The sequence below is a fragment of the Croceitalea rosinachiae genome (assembly GCF_031846445.1).
In the GTDB taxonomy this organism is placed as follows: domain Bacteria; phylum Bacteroidota; class Bacteroidia; order Flavobacteriales; family Flavobacteriaceae; genus Croceitalea; species Croceitalea rosinachiae.
The window spans coordinates 453,723-471,254 of the sequence record NZ_JAVRHR010000001.1; the positions used below are offsets into that span (position 1 = coordinate 453,723).

15 protein-coding genes are annotated in these 17,532 nt (G+C 35.9%); 1 reads left to right on the forward strand and 14 read right to left on the reverse strand.

All coding sequences use genetic code 11. From position 1 onward, the window contains the following. Nucleotides 1-7: 7 nt before the first annotated feature. The 9 genes from RM706_RS02035 to RM706_RS02075 all read right to left on the reverse strand — a co-directional run bounded on the left by RM706_RS02035 (nucleotide 8) and on the right by RM706_RS02075 (nucleotide 11,775). Nucleotides 8-1,354 carry a UDP-glucose dehydrogenase family protein gene (locus RM706_RS02035; protein ID WP_311349354.1) on the reverse strand — a complete coding sequence of 449 codons (1,347 nt, stop codon included), beginning with the start codon at nucleotides 1,352-1,354 and terminating at the stop codon, nucleotides 8-10. Between the two features lie 117 nt (nucleotides 1,355-1,471). Then, a complete protein-coding gene (locus RM706_RS02040; protein WP_311349355.1) occupies nucleotides 1,472-3,439 on the reverse strand; it encodes an LruC domain-containing protein in 1,968 nt (655 codons plus the stop codon). Nucleotides 3,440-3,449: 10 nt separating this feature from the next. Continuing rightward, the gene (locus RM706_RS02045; protein WP_311349356.1) at nucleotides 3,450-4,352 is read right to left on the reverse strand and encodes a glycosyltransferase family 2 protein; all 903 of its coding nucleotides are present in this window, start codon (nucleotides 4,350-4,352) and stop codon (nucleotides 3,450-3,452) included. Nucleotides 4,353-4,362: 10 nt separating this feature from the next. Beyond that, nucleotides 4,363-5,862: an O-antigen ligase family protein gene (locus RM706_RS02050; RefSeq protein ID WP_311349357.1), complete on the reverse strand. Its 1,500-nt coding sequence runs from the start codon at nucleotides 5,860-5,862 to the stop codon at nucleotides 4,363-4,365. After that, a complete protein-coding gene (locus RM706_RS02055) occupies nucleotides 5,859-7,205 on the reverse strand; it encodes an oligosaccharide flippase family protein (RefSeq protein ID WP_311349358.1) in 1,347 nt (448 codons plus the stop codon). Before RM706_RS02055 ends, RM706_RS02050 begins: the two co-directional genes overlap by 4 nt. Beyond that, a complete protein-coding gene (locus RM706_RS02060) occupies nucleotides 7,205-9,436 on the reverse strand; it encodes a GumC family protein (RefSeq protein WP_311349359.1) in 2,232 nt (743 codons plus the stop codon). Before RM706_RS02060 ends, RM706_RS02055 begins: the two co-directional genes overlap by 1 nt. Nucleotides 9,437-9,438: 2 nt before the next feature. Then, a complete protein-coding gene (locus RM706_RS02065) occupies nucleotides 9,439-10,179 on the reverse strand; it encodes a TolC family protein (RefSeq protein WP_311349360.1) in 741 nt (246 codons plus the stop codon). A 2-nt stretch (nucleotides 10,180-10,181) separates the two neighbouring features. After that, nucleotides 10,182-11,408, reverse strand: coding sequence for a sugar transferase (locus RM706_RS02070; protein ID WP_311349361.1), 1,227 nt, complete (start codon nucleotides 11,406-11,408; stop codon nucleotides 10,182-10,184). A gap of 1 nt (nucleotide 11,409) precedes the next feature. Beyond that, nucleotides 11,410-11,775, reverse strand: a complete 366-nt coding sequence (locus RM706_RS02075) for a response regulator transcription factor (protein WP_311349362.1) — start codon at nucleotides 11,773-11,775, stop codon at nucleotides 11,410-11,412. A gap of 416 nt (nucleotides 11,776-12,191) precedes the next feature. Between RM706_RS02075 and RM706_RS02080 the strand changes: the two genes are divergently transcribed. Continuing rightward, the gene (locus tag RM706_RS02080) at nucleotides 12,192-13,925 is read left to right on the forward strand and encodes a T9SS type A sorting domain-containing protein (protein WP_311349363.1); all 1,734 of its coding nucleotides are present in this window, start codon (nucleotides 12,192-12,194) and stop codon (nucleotides 13,923-13,925) included. A 61-nt stretch (nucleotides 13,926-13,986) separates the two neighbouring features. Here RM706_RS02080 and RM706_RS02085 read toward each other — a convergent pair whose 3' ends face one another. Genes RM706_RS02085 through RM706_RS02105 form a run of 5 tightly spaced genes read right to left on the reverse strand, consistent with a single transcriptional unit; the run spans nucleotide 13,987 to nucleotide 17,531 of the window. Beyond that, complete coding sequence (locus RM706_RS02085; RefSeq protein ID WP_311349364.1) at nucleotides 13,987-14,289, reverse strand: STAS domain-containing protein; 303 nt, start codon at nucleotides 14,287-14,289, stop codon at nucleotides 13,987-13,989. A 20-nt stretch (nucleotides 14,290-14,309) separates the two neighbouring features. After that, the gene (locus tag RM706_RS02090) at nucleotides 14,310-15,026 is read right to left on the reverse strand and encodes a LytR/AlgR family response regulator transcription factor (RefSeq protein ID WP_311349365.1); all 717 of its coding nucleotides are present in this window, start codon (nucleotides 15,024-15,026) and stop codon (nucleotides 14,310-14,312) included. 1 nt (nucleotide 15,027) lies between these two features. Then, nucleotides 15,028-15,351 carry an Hpt domain-containing protein gene (locus RM706_RS02095; protein WP_311349366.1) on the reverse strand — a complete coding sequence of 108 codons (324 nt, stop codon included), beginning with the start codon at nucleotides 15,349-15,351 and terminating at the stop codon, nucleotides 15,028-15,030. Beyond that, nucleotides 15,351-16,403, reverse strand: coding sequence for a sensor histidine kinase (locus RM706_RS02100; RefSeq protein ID WP_311349367.1), 1,053 nt, complete (start codon nucleotides 16,401-16,403; stop codon nucleotides 15,351-15,353). The genes RM706_RS02095 and RM706_RS02100 overlap by 1 nt, the downstream gene beginning before the upstream one ends. Further along, nucleotides 16,404-17,531 carry an FIST signal transduction protein gene (locus tag RM706_RS02105; protein WP_311349368.1) on the reverse strand — a complete coding sequence of 376 codons (1,128 nt, stop codon included), beginning with the start codon at nucleotides 17,529-17,531 and terminating at the stop codon, nucleotides 16,404-16,406. Between the last annotated feature and the right edge of the window lies 1 nt (nucleotide 17,532).

The window sequence follows — 17,532 nt, forward strand, 5'->3', positions numbered from 1 at the left end:
GTTCAATTTATACCTGAGCGATTTCTTCAATTTTTACAGCCTCACGTCCAATACTGTAGTAGCTAAAACCGATTTCCTCCATTTCTTCTGGATCATACACATTTCTGCCATCAAAAATTGTATGCTCGTTCATGAGTTTCTCAAGTATCCTGAAATTTGGCATTCTAAATTCAGACCATTCCGTAACTAAGATCAACGCATCTGCGTCAATGGCCGCATCATATTCATCCTTCGCGTATTCTATGGAATCACCTAATATTCTTTCGGCTTCTTCCATAGCAACTGGATCATAAGCACGAATATTCGCGCCCATTGCCTTCAATTGTTCTATTATAACTAATGATGGAGCCTCGCGCATATCATCAGTTTTTGGTTTAAAAGCCAAGCCCCACATTCCAAATTGTTTTCCTTTTAAGTTTTCACCAAAATGCTTTTTGATTTTTTCAACAAGCGTAGTCTTTTGCCTGTAGTTAACAGCCTCCACTGCTTTCAAGACTTCTAAGGAATGACCATATTCATCGGCAGTACGAACTAAGGCTTGAACATCTTTTGGAAAACAGCTACCACCATATCCTGTACCAGGATAAATAAACTTATTTCCGATTCGCGTATCTGAACCAATACCCTTACGTACCAAATCAACGTTTGCACCAACGAGTTCACATAGATTGGCAATATCGTTCATGAAGCTAATTTTGGTTGCTAACATAGAGTTCGCGGCATACTTCGTCATTTCAGACGAGAAAATATCCATAAACAATAGTGGATGACCGTTCATCAAGAAAGGCTTGTAAAGCCTTTTCATTACCTTTTCAGCTCTCTTGCTCTCTATACCAACCACAATACGATCCGGTTTCAAGAAGTCGTCAACGGCACTACCCTCTTTTAAAAATTCAGGATTTGATGCCACATCAAATGGAATACGAACACCTCTATTGACCAATTCTTCTTCAACAGCAGCTTTTACCTTATATGAAGTTCCTACGGGTACCGTACTTTTCGTAATAATTACCTTATAATCTTCCATATGTTGCCCAATCTCGCGCGCAACACCCAAAACATACTTTAAGTCAGCACTACCATCTTCATCAGGTGGAGTACCAACAGCAATAAATACTGCATCACAATCTTTAATTGCTTTTTGTAAACTTGTAGTAAAAGAAATTCTACCTTTATCAATGTTGCGTTCTAAAAGCGCATCAAGACCTGGTTCATAGATAGGCACTTCTCCATTTCGGAGCATATCGACCTTCTTTTTATCAATATCAACACAGACAACGTTTATACCCGTTTCTGCAAAACAAGTGCCGGTCACTAAACCAACATATCCTGTACCAATTACTGCAATATTCATTTATTAAAGTTTTTTCGTTATTTTTTTGTAAATATTATCTTACATTTTTTAGTTTCGAAAATATTGTTGTGAAACGCAAACATTACGTTGTAAACAAGTCATTTCAAGATTATTGAATTATTGAGCGTACCAATCAAGGTCTTCTGTGCCTCCGGAATTTGCCCAATTCACGAATCTGGGATACTGTAAAATGATAGGTACGTTTTCTGGTGGAGTTTGAAAACCTTCATAAATATTCAGTGCCCAAGGCAAATTGGTATTCGTTTTATAATATCTACCAATCAAAGGGTCACTAAAGTCATCTTGAGTGCCCAAATAGTCCGCCTTACTGGTTGGCGGTAAATCTGGTAGGTGAATTTCCTTCGCCCGATCTTGATTTGCTATTAAAAATGCATTAAAAGGTACTTCGCCCAGGGCGTTTGCATCAATTGGTGATGAGAATTCTATAGAAATGTTAATCGTCTGCCCAAGTAAATCAAAACAATCACCTGCCACAATTATGACAGTTTCATCAGTATTAGTACCAGTCTCAGTTCCATTTGATGCAATAGTCTCATAGCCACCATTGATGATTTGACCATCAATACTACTCACATTATTTGGATTTATAGGAAGTGTAAATGCAAAACCATTATGCAAGGCCCCTCCAATATTCTCAATGGTAAATGAGGCATCAATGGAGGTTATCAAATTATCTCCATTTGCAATTAAATTAAACGAGTAGTCTACAGCTAAATCATTAAAGTCATAATCTCCTTGACTGGGCCATAAATCTTCGTATACCAACTTGCCTGTTGAATTCACCGATGGCAAAAAGTTATTAAAGGCTTTGTCTGCATCAAAAGGAAAATCATCAAGTTCATCATTGATTCCATCTCCATCAGCATCATTGGCGACTTCTATTTCTGCAAAATCTCCAATTTGAATGGCATCAGGTGGATTCGCCTTTGCATAAAATACGGCATCATTAAAATCATCATCAGTGGCAACATCTCTTCTTAAGTCTTCAAACCCAAGTAAGGTCAACTCACGAGCTTCGTCATATAATAACACCATATGATCTCTTGTTGAAGCGGTGGATTCCGGATTAAAATCAGGGTTTGAATAGTATACGCCATTACCGTCATTGACCCCACTTCCAAACCAACCATTAGCTGCCAAGAACCATGAAATAACAGTATTCGCTGGAAACCTGCCGAGATAAACTCGATCACCAGGTATCAAACCTCCTCCAGAGCCTGAAAACGAAACATTCGGAAAAATGACTCGATGTTCAACAATATCATCAACTGAAGCCGGTTCATTTCCAAGAGGATAAGAGTAGTACCCTAGTACATTACGATAACCAGCGCCCTCAGAAACAAATGTTACCCAAACATCAGCTTCTTCAGTAATGATTAAACTAGTTTCTTTACCAGCCAAAAAATCGGGGTTTGAAGAAGGAATGCCTCCAGGTACATTCTCTGGTAAAGAAGCATTGATATCGTCTAATAAATTTTGTTGAATCACATCAGCGAATGCTAAATTATCTGGAACTCCTAATCCATTAAAGCTGTCAATAAAAGTATATTCCGCTTGCCCTTTTTGTGAAAGATGTATTCGCTTGGGTCTTTCAATACCTTTTCCAGAACTTCCATTGCGCTCATAAAATTGAGTATAATCAAATAAGACTTCTTCAGTATTTACCGGCAACCGTACATTGTCAATAAGTCCAATATAATTTGTAAATATTAAAAGGCTATCCAATCTCGAGGTAACTGTTAGCTGTTTCTCAAAACGACCTTCTTCATTAAAGGTTCCGCTTGCAATAGACAAGCTATCTTGAATTCCTACCTTGCCATAAATTGAAAAAGTTGCCCCTTTCAGAAAATCTGGAGCTTCTAGAATCAGGTTTATATTTTTACTGGTAGGATAATCAAATGATGTCGAAACGTTTAGAGCCGATAACGGGTCATCAACTCCTCCATCATCGTCTGTGATAACAATTTCATCATCTACTATAGGTTGATCCAAATCTTTCTCACTTACGCAAGAAAGGAAGGATAACGCTATTAAAATAAATAAAATTCTACTTGGGTTTTTCATGGGGGTAATTTTAAGAATGGATTATTTTGTGGTTTCTAACATTCCAGAAAATCGCTTTCCAAAACGCCTTTAAATGCTTAAACTGTCTTTTTACAATGAAAGTAGCAGTGTTTTTGGGAATTGAAACCAACGTTTGAAATAACAAACTGACCAGTAAATGAGCTGGCTTAAAATTGCGTCTGGCAAATACAATACGATTTCGGGAAATGTAATATGTTTTTAATGGACTGAACTTTCCTGTAGAAAGCGATTCCTTATGTAAAATATGCGACTTTGGTTGATAGTAAACTTTATATCCCGCACGTTTAATAGCTTGGGCCCAATCATGTTCTTCATAATAAAGAAAGTAGATTTCTGTCATCGTACCGACCTTATCTACAACACGTCTTGGCACCATCATGGCTGCGCCATGAATTGACTCAGTTTCGCCAGGTTGGTCATAATCACCTTCATCTTTTTGATGGTATCCAATACTGTTATTTCGAATTGTCCAATGATTCATTGGGGTATACCCAGCATACTGAATTAAAGTTGGATCCCAATGAAACTTAATCTTTGGGCTCACCATACCAATAGTTTCATCATTAGCTAAAGTTTCGACCAAGGGCTCAATAAAATCTTTTGGAACTATCGTATCATTGTTTATAAACAATAAATATTCTCCTTTGGCAGCATTGACCCCAAGGTTATTACCTCCTGCGAAACCTAAATTTTGTTTGCTCTTAATAAGATTGACCTCTGGATATTGTTCTTTTATAATGTCAGGATTATCATTGGGAGAAGCATTATCAACAACAATGACCTCAATATTGTCATATGACAAACTTTTTAATGATTCGAGCATATCTAAAGTGACACTTGACTCATTATAATTAATGGTTATTATAGAAACCAAGGGATTGTTTGTTTTCATAATTTTATTTTTAAGCTGGACTCAGGTTGCCTAATTTTTTTAATGTTGTTTCGATGGATCGTTTTGCTTTTGAGGCCATGATTTTTTCATCCATTTTAGGTGCAATAAACATAAATACCATACCTGTATACATTAGGATACAAGTTGGAAACTGTCCAAAGACGCCGTTACCATAGGATGCCCCCATAATTCCGAACATGCCGCAAACCAATGCGGCAATTTGCCCTTTGAGCCAGGGATCTTTGATTTTGAACATCACATTATACGCTCCTGTAATTAGCACAAAAAACAAAATGAATAAGTGTAAATAAAGGCCGACTATACCTGTATCTGCCCAAATAGCAACAAACCAACTATCGGTAGCCGTGTTTGCCAAAAAGGTATTTGGCGTAAATCGTTGTCCCCAGTTACCCGTAGAACCAATACCTCCACCAAAAGGCCTTGATGCCAAATAGGTTGATAATTTTCGTTGATTGGCCAAGCGTACCTGTAGAGAAGCATCATTAGGATCAAATGCCGTTCGCATCCTTCTTACTTGTGCATTATTATTCATAATGGTGGTATGAGCAAAAAACACATAAACACCTATACCCATAATTGCACCGGCAACCAGAATTGGGATATTTTTTCTTAATATCAAAAACATGATACCTCCAGCGGCAGGAACCGCAATAGCACCTCTTGTTCCTGATATAAGCATACCATATAAGCCAGCTAAGCAAACCATTATGCAAAAAATTCTAAACTTTTTACTTTTTGTATAAAGAGCTAGCACACCAAACACTACCCCAGCATGGCCTTGTGATGCTCCAAACTGACCCGCATCTGAGTAAAATGAAAATATTCGAAGTTTTCCAAAGAGCACATGTGTCAAAGCACCCCCATTATCCAACCATTTTTGCTCAAAGGAATCTACTCCAAAAAATAGCTGTTGGCAACCCTTCAAGGTTCCAAAAAAGGACATAATTCCCCAAATTATTAGAAAGAGCTTTAAATCTTTGGGCTTATTAAATATGATAAAAAGTAGGGGTACGATCATCCATTGGTAGAGTGCCAAGCCTCGCATTGCATAAAACCAAGCCGCAAAACTAGCTGCCTCTGGGTTTACTGCCTGAAACAGGGCATAACCAAACCAAATGGTGACCAATAGGCTTAATTGTGATTTTGCACGACTCCAAGGTATTTTGATTTTGAACGCCTTAAAGAAAAGAGCCAAGTACATTAGAAATAAAAGACCGTCAATCAACAAACCCCAGGTCATTGGCACATAACGCCCAAGTCCTAAAATGGTAAAATTGAGTACAAAAATGGTCAATATTCCCAACTTGGGTTTTGCAAATAATACGCCCAAATACAGTATGGCAATAGGTAAAATTATAAACGCCATCCCAACAACCAATCCTTTTGTAGCCGTTAAATGTGCGCACGCAACAGCCAACGAAAGAAGAATTGCGATGGGCAATGGCTCCCTTAAATAATCCGTACCATATGTTTTATGAAATGGGTTCATTTACCGATATGAGCATTTAAATTTTTAAAAAAGAAAATACCTTCGGGTAAAATTTGTTTAGATTGAATTTGGATCTCTTTTCGCAGAAAGTAAAACCCTAAGAAGATTCCCAATAGCGTAAAGAGAACTGTACCCACGGCAACCATAACAAGGCTTTCAAAGACAAACACCGCTAAAACATCTATTAAAATATTAGCGATTGTCATAAAAATGACCTTGTAGAGGTTCAATTTCGGTTTGTTAATACTATCCAATAAAACACCTGTAAAACGATCTATGGGTAGTAGTAAAGTATATACTGTAAATACTCTAAAAACAAGAGTTAATAAAGGCAAGGAATCAGCATAAGCATCTCCTCCTAAAATCAAAATCAAATATTCTGCAAAAACAAAACAAAAAATAGCTACTGGTATAAACAATAAGGTAATGGCACCAGAATAGGAATAAAATATTTTTCGAACTCCATCAAGGTCTCCAGCTATGGCTTTTTTAGACATACGTGGATAGGCAGTCATGGTAAAACTTCTTAGCGGTATACCCAATAAGTCGGTCAATTTTAAGGGAATAGCATACATCGCGATTCCTGCTGAGCCTAGAATAGGGCTCAACCCAATGATTAAAGTATCTGCACTTTTGAGTAGGCTTGACCCAATAAGGGTACCCATAGAATACTTACCAAAGTTGATTAATTCTTTTTCGATGGTTTTATCAGCATATTTTAAGAATACCAAACCATCCCACTTTTTTATAGTGCACCATAAGCTCGAAATCAAATTGACAGCAAGATTTACCCATACTATTTCTAAAAGCCCAAGGTTGAACCATAGTCCATTGCCAATTAAAAAAACCACAAATAGACCGATATTGGCAAACCTTACAAACATCATTCGATTAAAATTTTGCTCAGCTTGAAAAAGAGCGGAAGCTGTATTCCAACCTAAATTACAAAGTGCCAACAATGGGTACCAGGTAAGAAAAAGTTTATATCCTTGATTCAGACTTATATTGCTGTAATTCAAAAAACCCAATACACCCCAGCAAAAAATACAAATCAACCCCAACAATATTAGATTGATCCGACATGAAGAACCTAATAAGTTTTTAAAACGTTCTTTATCGGCTCCTGCCAACAATCTCACCACTGAAGTTCTAGTAAGACCGAATCTCAATAAATCAACAAAAGTCGCTAGTGTTATAAAAAGCACCCAATCGCCAAATAGCTCTTTACTTAATTGTCTTGTCAAAAGCATAAAACTCAAAAGACCGAGAAATGCAATAACAACGTTTGTTAATAACGATGATACGTTTTTCTCCTTCCCAATATTTCTTAGCTTTTGAATCATTAGGCAACAGATTTTTTAGTGAAGAATCTAAATTGTACAACCTGCTTAATCCAGCGTCTGATGATAGATCGTTTCTTTGGAATATCGCCTACAACGGTCTCCATTTCCAAAACTTTAACTCCGTTTAATATAATCGAAGGTTCTGGCCCAGTTGTAGCTTCATTAAATAAAGTCAAGGCATTCTTATCGGCCTCACCCCAGGCCCTATTTGCTCTGGTGATTAAGAAGGTATAATCCATAGTGGCCGCCAGTTTAACAGGAAATGGGTTTTTAATGATACTTGGCAACTCTAAAATGATAAAGTCATAGTAACTGAAGTCTTTTATTACACCTGTTTCATCAAATTCTTCAACCTTAGAAATTTTATACAAATAATCACTTACCTCATATTGAAGTTTTTGATAACATGGTCCCTTTAATTCTAAGTCAAAAAAATCGTAAGTAACATGAAGTGTTTTATAGTCCAACTCACAAAGCTTTGTTATCAAATGTTTGCAAATGAATGTTTTACCTTCTTCATCTTGAGTAGAGAAAAACATATTAACTACAGGCATTTCCCCTTTCTCTTTTTTAAATTGATTTAAAATGATATTACGAGAAATAGCATTTACGGCCTTATTGGTTAAATAATCAAAGTCAATTTTTTTGCTTTTCTCATTGATTACTGGAAATATTGATGAAACTTTTAAATCAATTTTATCTTCGGCTCTTGCCGATGTATTCAGATTACCATCTAAGAATTCAAGTATTAAAACAGTAAAAGTCACCAAAATAAAACCTGCCATTCCAGCTACAATGACCAGAATCATTCGTTTACTTGGTTTGGGGTTAATAGGAAAAAAAGGGACTTCTATTAATTTTAAGTTTGATTTCAACTCTACATTTTGTTGTCTTAATTTAGCCAAACCAAGACTATGCAAAAGGCTTAAATATTCGCGCTCAGCAATATCAATTTTTCTTTCAAGCCTTTTCATTGTAGCCCCTAATGGGGAAAAGACTTGATACAATTTTTCAAATTCAAGTCGTTTTAAATCCATGACCTTCAATTGAGCCTTAGTGCTTTCAAATAGAATAGTGTTTTCTAACCAATCTGTTAAAATATCAGTTGAGGCCAAGGTCTTTTCATCATAGTCTGTGGAATAAAGTTCATTGACTTGTTGCGTTAGTTTATTTTTTAAATCTTCAGCCCTTTTTTCAAGGTCAATAACATCTTTGGCATTTTGAATTCGCGTCGTAGAATCAGTTTCGACCCCTAAAGATTTCATCGAAATTTCAAAATTAATATCTGCCATTTCGTTTCTCAACGCCATTATTTCTTCACTAGAAAGGCGTTTCTTTTCGTGTGATTCTATTTTAGATTCTAAGGTTTTCAAAACAGCTTTAGCTCCATAATGCTTAATATGAACCTTTTGATATTCTAATTCAAAGTGTTCTTTTTCTGAAGCTATATGCTTAGTCTGCTCATAATAATTGATGATGTTATGAGTTCTATTAAAATCAAGTAGTTCATCTTCCGCAAAACGCAACTGTTTTGTTGAAGTATTTAATTGCCCTTGAAAATATTTTACTACAGCATCAGACTGATTGACTTTTATTTCAGCATTTAGTTTTACAAAGACCTCTGCAAGAATCAATAAAGTATTTTGACAAATTGCCGGATCTTCCGATTCAAATTCAATATCAACAAAATCGCTACTAAGTATTCTACGAACACTTATGCGACCAATAATTTTTTCAATACTATAATCTGGGTGTTTCAGATTTATAAGCTCATAAATAAAATTAGTATGATTAGAGCCTTTTAGTTTTTGAAAGTTTTCAAAGGTTTTACCTATGTTGCCTTTAACAGCTAATTTTTTTACTTCATCAGGTACAATTTCCATTAAAGCATCATACTTTTCTTTTGAAATAATTTTTGTGTTCACACTATCCAATGACATGTGTTGTGCGAACAATTTTAGGCCTACTGTTTCAATGGTAGTTCGTGCCTTTATAAGATTCAAAAGGTTATCATAAGCCGTATTTGTAGCTCTAAAATCTAACTTTGTATTGTCTAATTCAATTGTTGATCCTGAAGCAATACCGGTATAAACCCGAGCTTTGGAATTAAATACTTTAGGCTGATCTTGGGTAAGATAAAATACTAATGATGCCAAGATAACTGGCACCAAAAGCAATAAGGCAATATGCCTTAATAATAATCTTACAAAAAACAGAAGATTGAACTTCATACTTAAAACTCAATTTTGATTCCCACTGTTCCTTCTAAAGATTTCAGTGCAATTAAAAATTCTGAACGCTGTGATTCAAAAGCACTTATCGCCTGGTTCAGCATTTGCTGTAAACGGGTATATTCAGTAACATTTATTGCCCCATTGGCAAAATCTTTATCAGCACGTACAGCTTGCACTTTATAAGACTCTACTATGGAATTTGAAATAAAAAACAAGCGATGTGCTTTAATCAAATCGTTGTATTGGCGAACAATAAGTTGTTCAAGCTCCCATTCTGCAAAGTCTTTTTGATATTTTGATTTATCTGCTTCAGCTTTTGCATTCTTTATTTTTCTTCCCCTATTAAAAATTGATGATAGTGGCAGTTTGATTGATGCACCTACGGTGTATCTACTTTGCTCTGTAGAAAAAAGGGTCTGACTGCCCGGGTCACCAGCTATTTGTTGATCGCTGAGATTATCAAATATTCCATAACCATATGCAGCATCTAAGTTTATATTGTTAAGCCATGCTCTTTTTTCAAGAGTAATTTGACCATCCCAATATTCAAAATCAGAATCAAAAAATTTAAGCCTTGGAGAATTGTTCTTTGCTATCGTAATTAAAGTATCTAACTGGGGAAGCCGTTGTGATATATCATTATCTTCAAGGCCTTTATTTACAAAATCGTTAAGAGATTGCCCAAATGAAATGTTTACAATTAAGAAAATTGCGCATATTACCCCAAATCTTTTCATCATCTCTAAACATTTTCTTTTTGAAATACTGCTTTGAAGGTTCTTAAGATGATCCACATATCAATTAAAAAAGCATACTTGCTATTGGCATACTCTACATATTTTATGTCTAATTGTTTACGCTCTTCTGGTGACATTTTAGAACTGCGCCCTCGAGCCTCAACTTGCCAAAGACCCGTAATTCCGGCAGGTCCATTAAAACGGTCAGTCCATTCATCAGTGGTTAACATTTCAGCTTCGTATAATGGTAATGGTCGGTTGCCAACAATGGACATGTCTCCCTTTAGCACATTAATCAACTGTGGCAATTCATCAATACTGAGCTTTCTTATGATTTTACCCACTCTGGTAATTCTGGGGTCATTATCAAATTTCACAAAAGCGCTTTTTGCGCTTTGCTTTCTCTTTTGATTATGTAAAACCTCATCTACTTCTGAATCATCACTGATTAAGACGGTACCGGTACTTTCTGCGGAACTGCTTTCTACAACCTCCTCTTTACTCTCTTCGCTATGAACATATTGATTTAAGTGTTCAAACTCTTTTAGTCTTTTATCTGCATCGGGATACATGGACCGTAATTTTAAGAAATTGAAAATTCTATAACCCGTACCAACACGTTTTGATATGTAATAGACTTTTCCTTTAGATTCTAATCGAATTGCGAGAATGACCAATAGTAGAAATGGGGCCGCAACCAATAAAACCGAACCAGCCAAAAGGATATCAAAGCTTCGTTTCCAAAAACCAGCCTTATATTTTTTTACTTGTTCACTTTTTGTTTGAATCTGTTGTTTTCGCAGATTTGATTTTAACTCTTTTAAAAAGTTAACACGCTCAAGAAGTTGATCAAAATTCACTGGGTGCACAAAAAAATCATCAAAACCATTTTCAATAGCTGATTTCTTTTCTTTTTTATTCATTTCGCTTCCCAAAAGCAAGAAGGGAACTTTCTGAGCAGGGTCAAATGTATTCTCAACATAAGCCTTGAACTCTACTAAATCTCTAGGATCAATATTTTGCTCACATAAAAAAGCATCCATGCCTTCAGCAATACCATGCCATTTGCCTTTACTAAATTCTCCTTGATTGTGTAACCATTTTAAAGCTTGAGAAATCGTTTCAGCAGTATATACCTCAACCAAATCGGAGTCTCGGTGAAACTCTTCAGCTAACCGTTTATTATTACCTATATAAAGTATTTGAGTCTTTTTCTGAGTCAGAACTTCCATACTAACTACGGATTAAAAGTTTATCCACCCGAATTAATAGTTCTTCAGGGTTAAAAGGTTTTACCAAATAATCATCGGCTCCCAATCGCAAGCATTCAACACGATCCGCTGAACTATCACGGCAACTTAAAACTATAATTGGAATATCTGAGAACAAACCAGTTTCTTTAATTCTTTTGATGAGCTCAAAACCATCCATTTCGGGCATTTCAAGATCCGTAATAATCAAGTCAGGCATATTACCCTCTTGTAACCATGTGATAGCTGCCAATCCATTATCCATTGTAGATACCTGATATGATTGTCCTAAAAATTGAGCGACCAATTCGCTAAGTGACTGTTTATCGTCTACGACTAATATTTTCATAACTGTAAGATTTGTAGTACTTATTTAAACGAAAAGTAGGATTTATATTACTTATTTTGAAGTGATTGTTGTCAAACACTACATAGGTGTTGTAAGTTCATGTAATATAGGTGTGATGCTTTATGATACCCAGATTAAAGACGAAACACAAAATGAATATGACAACAGTAATTAATTATGTGCTTTTCGGTATTTTAATCTATATAAGTAGCGTCAAGAATATTGACTAAGACTAAAATTATAGTAACATCTCACCTTTTGTAGTCTTCCACTAAGTATATTTTACAAAAAAATACAATAATTGTAAGCTTTTTCTTTCATTTTTAATACTTTAGTATCGTTCCCTACACAAATATTTCGCTTTGACCATTCAAAGCTGTACCATATAATTTATTGACCAACCTTATTTGAGCATTATGAAACGGGGACAACTACTTGTATTATTTCTTTTTGGATTTTTATTTTGTCATGGGCAAAATTGCAATTGTGACGTAACTCTTACAGGGTTATCATCTACATCACTGAACATTATTTGGGCCAGCCAAACCTCTTATGCACCGGGTGATACAATTTGTATACAAGCAGGCACTTATCGTGGTATTCGTTTTTATGATTTTGAAGGTACTGAAACGGCACCTGTTGTCATTAAAAATTGTGGTGGCCAGGTGATTCTTGATGAATCACACTATTCGGGCATCGACTTTCAACGAAGCAAATACATACATTTAACCGGAACTGGTGATACGGGTTATCAATATGGTTTTAAAGTTATTGATACTGGAGGTGGATCGGTTGGTGTCAATCTTCAAAATTTAAGTACCGATATTGAGGTGGATCATGTTGAAGTCTCATATGCAGGTTTTGCGGGTATTATGGCTAAGACCGACCCGCAATGTAGTAGACCAGAGACCTGGAGACGAAATGGTTTTATCATGAAAAACTTAAACATTCACCATAATTACGTGCACGATACCGGTGGGGAAGGAATCTATATCGGTTTTACCGGGGGATATAAATTAGACTCCAACCGCTCTTGTAGTGGCGATCCCATTTATGGGCATTGGCTTGAAGATGTTGATGTTCATGACAATATTTTTGAGGCTATTGATTGGGATGCCATACAGCTGAACTTGGTAAGATCAAATGGAACTATTAGAAATAATACTGTCAAAGACTATGGCACAGATGGGCGTTGGGGACAATCTTTCGCAATGAGCGTTGGAGGAGGAACATATTCCATTTTCAATAATTATATTGAAAACAACAACTTAGAAAAAGGATGGGGCATGCAATTGATAAGTGGAGAAAGCGGGACAAAAATTTTTAATAATGTTTTCGTCAATCCAAAAAAACATGGCATCTTTTTACATCAGCGACATGATTTCGATGACCCTTTAGAGGGCTATTATGTTGCAAACAATACTATTATTGAGGCAGAAAGGGCTGGTATACATTACAACTCAAAAATCATCCATCCCATTGACCCCCTGGATAAGTATAGAAAGCAAGATGAGGTTCCCAATTTCTTTGTGAACAATCTGATTGTTGATCCAGGATATGACTTTGAAGGTGGCAATACCTGGAAACAGAATCAAGAAAGCTATATTGACTTTAACGATAGGTCCACAAGAGATAGTATGGCCATAAATATCTATACGAACCTCCTTACTAGAGATATGGACACCTTGGGGCTAACAGATGTTACCAACAATGATTACAGTCCTGCCTCTCTACTTTCCGATGTAGTTGATTCTGGTACAGATCTATCTTCTTGGGGTATAACTTTTGACTTTGATAACGATTCAAGACCCTCAGGCAATACTCATGATATAGGAGCTTATGAATTTCAGCAATCTGGGGGTACATCCTTAACCGCACAGTTACCTGTTGGCACAGCTAGTGCACTTAACTCAAAAAACAATACCTCAACCGTCTTTTACCCAAATCCGGCAAAGACTTCGTTCCGTATAGAAAATAAAAGGTTTGAACAAGTACAGCTAGAATTGATATCTCTGCAAGGCCGTATTTTATACCAAGATAGTTATGCTATTGGTAGTGAGTTCAACGTAGAAGAAATGGCTTCTGGATTGTATTTTATAAGGTTAAGGGCACCAAACTTTTTAGAGACCCATCAATTGGTGATCCAATAATAAAAAAGCCTCACTGATGAGGCTTTTTTGTTGGTTTTCCAAGAACTTTTGACAATGAGAATCAAACTCTGTCGGAACTTAAAATATAGTTCGTGTTTGTGATATCCATAATAGCTGAAATATCCTGGTTTTGCTTACCTACCAAGACGACAACTTTGTTTTGCTTGACGGATTCAAGATAAAAACTTTCAAAAAACAAGGCTGCGCTTGAATCCATCTCCGTAACACCTTCCAAGCTTACGATCATTTCTTCCGTTGTTTCCAAGACGGATTCAAAGTAGATTTTTAACGCCCCGAGGTTTTGGGAAGAAATTTTTCCAAGTATTTCAAAAATTCCTCTGTTTTCTTTTATTTCCAATGCCATATTTAAGTGGTTTTTAATTGTTATAATAAATTTAGTCGCTGCATCAAGTTCGGTCGATTCGACCTACTTATGGGGATTACACTACGTTCAATCAATACACTGTTATCTTGTATATCGATTATTTTGGTAAAGTTGATAATGAAAGATCTATGTATCTGCATGAACAATGATTCGGGCAGTTTTTCTTTTATTTTCTTTAGGGTTGAGTGTACTCTGTAAAAAGAATCTACAGTCTTTATCTCAATATAGTCCCCCTTCGCTTCGATCAATAGTATATCTTGAAACTTTAATTTTATCAAGCGTCTGTCAATATTGATATATAAATCTGGATCTTGGAGCAACTCCGGTATTTTGGTATCAACCGTTTGGCCAACCAGAACAGGTTGCATGGCATTCTTGAGTTTTGATATGGTTTTTTGAAAACGTTGGGCGGTAATAGGTTTGACCAAATAGTCAACAATAAATTCGTAAGCGTAAGCTTCAATGGCAAAATCAGTATCAGAAGTTGTAAATACAATTCGAGGTGGACTTTTAAGGGTTTGGATAAAATCAATTCCCGTTAAAAAGGGCATGTGAATATCTAAAAAAATTACATCAACCGTATTGTGGTTTAAATATTTAAGTGCTTCCACCGCATTTGGAAACTGCTCCACAACCTTAAGTTCAGAAGTGTTTTCGCACAATTCGGATACGATTGTCCTTGCCGTTAACTCATCGTCAATGATTATACAATTCACTTTAAGCAATTTTTAAAATAAACTCTTCTACCACCTTCAGCACATCCATAAAATCATCTTTTAACTTTGCATCACCATACTTCAAGCCTTCTTCATGCTTTATAGCTAGTTTATAACCATCATTAAGACCTAAAATACCGAGTTTATGCTTGATTTTATGAACTACTTTTGCTGATTCTTCCAATTCTTTGTCATCAAGATTCTTTAGATACTCTTCCTTCTCTTTTGGAAACTCCGTTTGAATAATAGCCAAGAACTTTTTTTCAAATTCTTCATTTCCTCCAGCAATTTCTTTTATGTAATTTAAATTAGGTTCTTCGCCCATTATATTTTGGTTTTGATGGTAAAATAAAAGGTGGTCCCAACGCCTTCTTCTGATGAAAGCCAAATATCACCTTTGTAATAATTGATTATTTTTTTGACCAATGCCAAGCCAATTCCAGTTGCATTAGCATCATTCTCTAACTTCTTGAACATATTAAAAATCCCTGCCTGTAAATGGGTTGGTATTCCCTTTCCGTTGTCTTTAACACTAAAAAGCCACTTATCTTCATTCTCTTCGGCCATTACCATGACAAATCCTTCCTTTTCATACTCTAAAGCATTAACTGCATTTGTCAATATATTTTTAAACAATTGCTCAATTCGGTATTTTCCAGTGTATAAAACTGGTAGTTCTCCCTTGATTACAATTTTTATATTTTGAGGTATATATATGGTCTGTTCAATTTCTCTGATTAAAAGATTAAGGTCGACTTTTGTTATTTTTTCTTCAAGCGAATCTATGGTTGCATGCCTTAGAATACCATCTATTAGGCTATCCATTTTATGCAGGTTTTGAAAAATGAGATTAAAACTTTCTTCATTTTCATTTTTTAACTCTTTCTCAGCGTCTTCTAATACCCAACTGACCAAAGAATGGATATTGCGTATAGGGGATTTTAAATCGTGTGATACCATATGGGCATAATTGTTCAGCGACTCGTTCTGCTGTTCTAAATTGCGCAGCAGATTGTCTTTCTCAGCAGTCATCTCAACAATCTTATTGGTTTGATTTTCAATATTTTCAAGTAATCGTTGAGGGTCAAAACCAAATTCCCCATGATTTTTTTCACTGGTCTTGCTTTCCATGAAAGCAACCGCTTTGCTAAGCGCTTCAAGTACTTTACGCTGACTCTCCGTCTCTTTATTCAAGCGTTTGTTAGCCTCATAAAGCTCTGTTGAACTTAATGATGTAGCCCGTTGAATCATACTGAGTTTATCATCATAATCTGAATACGACTTATCTATCGATTCAAAAAATGAGTCAAGCCCTGGATGATTTTTCAAATCATCTGGTAAAAACTTCTTTATTTGACGCTTCAGCAGAGAGTGCATTTATTCGCTCATTAAGGTTAAGGTCATGGTTTGATTGTGTAACTGGCATTCATTTTTACCTGCAAAAGGTGCCATTTCACCATAAGAGTAAAACCCGGTTATTTTGGCCTGACCTCCAATAACATCCATTACTTCCTCTATTTCTTCTTCCGTTCGTTCAGCTAAAACCAATTTTCTACCGACACAACTGACTAAAATTGCCAATTCAGGTTGGTTTGTGCGGTTCAACATCGCAAGCTCAGCTGCATTTGACGCGCCTTCCGCAATATCATCCATAGTAGACATCATTAATTGTACTTTTGAACTTACGGGAACATCACCTGCCAATATCATTGAATTGGCCTCTTCATCTATATTTAAAATAGTGCGTACCAACGGTTCTGAATCTTTATTTTGTTGAACAGTAAGCGGATACAATAGTGCCGCCTGAGGTAACTCTTTTGCTTTATCCCCCAAGTATTTTTTATAAAGATCTAGCGCAGGTTGTCCATCAATTTCATATAAGACATTACCAATAGACTTGGTGATGGTACGTTCTGGCCCAAAGGGTGTCCAACCTCCATAGTTTGCGTAAGAGACTTCTAAAGTTTCTCCGTAAAAACCAATCGCCACTACTTCACCTTGTTTTGGTTTTTCATTATAGGAAGTCAACGTTTTTTCAAAGCGCGCCCCGTCACCACAAAGACCACCAGTAATGGAAGCATTGAAATTTTTATCAGATTCTAATCCTTCAATTAATCCACTGCCATTAACAAAACTACCGTCTGATACAATGAACATATGACTCAGGCCTTTTTTATTGAATCTATCGGATATGGCACGCCCCATTTTTTTTATATCAACATAATCAGAAACATTTTCGCTAACAATCTCAAATCTTGTTTTTTCAAATTCGATGGCAGTCAATGTAATGGTCTCTTCAAATACATTAGTATCCATAATCTCGCCCGAAGTAGATCCAAAAACCAGTTCCCCATCGGGATACATTGACCTGATTTCATCGTAAATGCCTTCTGATTCGAGAATGTAACGATCCGCAAATACCAGTACTAGTGGCTTTACCAGTTTAACTGTTTTGTTAAATACCCACTCTCCGTCTTTTGTTCTTTTACCTTGATTAATTTTCATG

Bases quoted from the DNA above. Each gene is read 5' to 3' on its own strand.
- RM706_RS02075 (WP_311349362.1), bottom strand. From the start codon at position 11,775: ATGAAAATATTAGTCGTAGACGATAAACAGTCACTTAGCGAATTGGTC.
- RM706_RS02050 (WP_311349357.1), bottom strand. From the start codon at position 5,862: ATGAACCCATTTCATAAAACATATGGTACGGATTATTTAAGGGAGCCA.
- RM706_RS02105 (WP_311349368.1), bottom strand. From the start codon at position 17,531: ATGAAAATTAATCAAGGTAAAAGAACAAAAGACGGAGAGTGGGTATTT.
- RM706_RS02080 (WP_311349363.1), top strand. From the start codon at position 12,192: ATGAAACGGGGACAACTACTTGTATTATTTCTTTTTGGATTTTTATTT.
- RM706_RS02055 (WP_311349358.1), bottom strand. From the start codon at position 7,205: ATGATTCAAAAGCTAAGAAATATTGGGAAGGAGAAAAACGTATCATCG.
- RM706_RS02045 (WP_311349356.1), bottom strand. From the start codon at position 4,352: ATGAAAACAAACAATCCCTTGGTTTCTATAATAACCATTAATTATAAT.
- RM706_RS02035 (WP_311349354.1), bottom strand. From the start codon at position 1,354: ATGAATATTGCAGTAATTGGTACAGGATATGTTGGTTTAGTGACCGGC.
- RM706_RS02100 (WP_311349367.1), bottom strand. From the start codon at position 16,403: ATGCACTCTCTGCTGAAGCGTCAAATAAAGAAGTTTTTACCAGATGAT.
- RM706_RS02095 (WP_311349366.1), bottom strand. From the start codon at position 15,351: ATGGGCGAAGAACCTAATTTAAATTACATAAAAGAAATTGCTGGAGGA.
- RM706_RS02065 (WP_311349360.1), bottom strand. From the start codon at position 10,179: ATGATGAAAAGATTTGGGGTAATATGCGCAATTTTCTTAATTGTAAAC.
- RM706_RS02040 (WP_311349355.1), bottom strand. From the start codon at position 3,439: ATGAAAAACCCAAGTAGAATTTTATTTATTTTAATAGCGTTATCCTTC.
- RM706_RS02060 (WP_311349359.1), bottom strand. From the start codon at position 9,436: ATGAAGTTCAATCTTCTGTTTTTTGTAAGATTATTATTAAGGCATATT.
- RM706_RS02070 (WP_311349361.1), bottom strand. From the start codon at position 11,408: ATGGAAGTTCTGACTCAGAAAAAGACTCAAATACTTTATATAGGTAAT.
- RM706_RS02085 (WP_311349364.1), bottom strand. From the start codon at position 14,289: ATGGCATTGGAAATAAAAGAAAACAGAGGAATTTTTGAAATACTTGGA.